Origin of the sequence: Mycobacterium sp. (genome assembly GCF_035623875.1) — a bacterium.
Classification (GTDB): domain Bacteria; phylum Actinomycetota; class Actinomycetes; order Mycobacteriales; family Mycobacteriaceae; genus Mycobacterium.
The window spans coordinates 1-2,217 of the sequence record NZ_DASPSP010000202.1; the positions used below are offsets into that span (position 1 = coordinate 1).

Annotated in this window: 1 protein-coding gene and 1 pseudogene; both read right to left on the reverse strand. The window is 66.8% G+C overall.

Annotation, left to right across the window (positions count from 1 at the left end):
- A pseudogene (locus tag VEI45_RS17190) lies at nucleotides 1–146 on the reverse strand (hypothetical protein); the annotation flags it as partial.
- A gap of 48 nt (nucleotides 147–194) precedes the next feature.
- The coding region (locus VEI45_RS17195; RefSeq protein ID WP_324855338.1) for an ATP-binding cassette domain-containing protein at nucleotides 195–2,217 on the reverse strand (2,023 nt) is incomplete at its 5' end.

Sequence of the window (2,217 nt, forward strand, 5' to 3'; positions counted from 1 at the left end):
AGCGACGGCAGCAACCACGACTCGAGGTAATGGAACTGCGCGCGGCCAGGCGTAGCGCGGGCCAGGTATAGGCCCCATGGACGCAGGATGTAGTCATCCACAGCCCGCACGATGCCTTTGGGATCGGTGTTGGTGCGGGCGTTCAGGTCGAACGTCTCGTGCTTGGGTGGATGGATGACGTCACCTAACCGGGATCAGCGGCGGAGCCGGATCTTCCAGCGCACAAAGCCGGCATAGAACACGGCCAGCGCGGCCAGCATGGCCACGTCGAACAGCCAGACTTTTTGCGTGTGCTGCCAGAACCGGTCTTGGGGGAGCAGCGAAACGGGCACCACGTGCCGCACGTCGACCGTCGACGACGCCGCGGCGTAGCCCCAGCGCGCGGGCATCAGCCAGGACAGCTGGTCGAGCCCCAACCGGCCGGTTACCGGAACCATCCCGCCGCACAGCACGAGCTGGGCCATCACCGCCACCACGAAGAGCGGCATGATCTGCTCGCTGGATCGAACCAGCGACGAAATGGCCAAGCCGAGAATCGCCGAGGCGACACACGTTGCGGCGACCGTCGTGAACAGCTCGACGGTAGCGGCGAGGTTGGAGTGTCCCATCAGCACCGCCCCCCGGGTCGGCATGCCCTTACCCACCACCACGATCGCGGTGATGATGGCCGACTGCAGGATGGCGAACCCGCAGAACACCGCGGTCTTGGCGAGCAGGTAGGCGGTCGTCGAGAGGCCGACGGCCTGCTCGCGCTGGAAGACGGCGCGCTCGCCAACCAGGTCGCGGATCGTCAGCGCGGTGCCCATGAAGGCCGCCGCCGGCAGCAACAGGGCCAATATCTGGGCGGATTCGTCCGGGGTGTCCGCGTGCAGCCCGGGCACGCCGAATCCGCTCGAGCCCGGAACGGTCAGCGACAGCGCACCCAGGATGAACGGCAACAGCGCCAGGAAGACGAAGTAGGCGCGGTCGGCGACGACCAGCCGGACCTGCCGACGGGCGATCGTCGAAATCTGGCGCCGTACGCTGGTGTGAACCGGTTTGCCCAGGTCGGCCGGCTGGTCGGTCGGTGCCGGTGGCGGCCCTTGATCTCGCTCGAGGAAGCGGCGGTTGGCTTCCTCCGGATCGGCGCCCACCTGGCTGAAGATTTTGGCCCAGTTGGTGGTGCCCATCGCATCACCGATCTGGTCAGGCGGGCCGGAGTACGCCGTCTTGCCGCCGGGGGCCACCAAGAGCAGCTGGTCGCAGATGTCGAGGTAGGACAACATGTGCGTCACCACAATCACCACCCGGCCTGCGTCGGCCAGCTGGCGCAGCATCGTCATGACCTGGTGGTCCAGCGCCGGGTCCAGACCCGAGGTCGGCTCGTCGAGGATCAACAGGGATGGTCCGGTGAGCAGCTCGAGTGCCACCGAAGCCCGTTTGCGCTGACCGCCGGACAGCTTGTCGACCCGGGTGTCAGCGTGCTTGGTCAGGTCGAGTTCTTTGAGTACGTTGGCGACGACCCTGGCGCGGTCGGCTTTGGTCGTGTCGGGCGGCAGCCGCAGTTCGGCGGCGTAGCCCAGCGCTTGGTTCACCGTCAGCTGGCGGTGCACCACGTCGTCTTGGGGGACCATGCCGATCCGGCTGCGCAGCGACGCGTATTGGGCGTGCACGTCGTGGCCCTCGAAGGTGACCGAGCCGGAGCTCGGCGTTGTGTAGCCGGCGATGAGCCTGGCCAGGGTGCTCTTGCCGGCACCTGACCCGCCGATCACGGCGGTCAGAGTGCCGGGACGCGCGGTCAGCGAGATGTTGTCGAGCAATTGTTTGCCGCTGTCGACGACGTACTTGACGCTGCGTACCTCCAGACCGCCGGTGCGCGTCGCGGCCTCGGTCTCGCTGCGGCGAACCAACATGCCACCGCTGACGACCAGGTCGATATTGCCGATGGTGACGACGTCACCCTCGGTCAAGATCGCCGAACCGACCCGGATGCCGTTGACGAACGTCCCATTGCTGCTGCGGTCCTGGATCTCGGTGCCCAGCGGCGTGAGAACCAACGTCGCGTGGTGACGGGAGGCCAGCACGTCGGGAACGACAATGTCGTTGTCGCTGGCACGACCGATGGTGACCGAACCCGCCAACTTCGCGGGCGCCGACGATCGCTGCGACAGGAACTTCACAAACCTCGTCGCAAGGTTTGAGACGTCGCCGGATCGCGCGCCGACGACGGTCATCTCG